General features: G+C 66.0%; 1 protein-coding gene. It reads left to right on the forward strand.

Translation table 11 applies throughout. The features are described 5' to 3' along the window. Positions 1 to 265: polysaccharide pyruvyl transferase family protein (locus tag AC0IW9_RS31020; RefSeq protein ID WP_471652144.1), on the forward strand; the 265-nt coding region annotated here is incomplete at both ends.

Raw genomic sequence — 265 nt, forward strand, 5'->3', positions numbered from 1 at the left:
GCGACTGCGATGACCGGGTGATCGTCGACTGGCTTGACGACGGGGTTCTGCCGCTCGCCCGATCGGGACAACCGCTCGCCGACTATTGTTTCGCGTTGGCCACCGCCCGCGTGGAGCGCGGGCTGGCGACCCTTTCGAGGGGGCGTCGGATCGTCACCGACCGCCTGCATGCCCACATCCTGGCGGTCCTCCTCGATATCCCGCACATCGCGCTCGACAACGAATACGGGAAGCTCTCCTCCTATATCGAGGCGTGGACCAGAGG

The organism is Belnapia sp. AC561, from assembly GCF_979252845.1.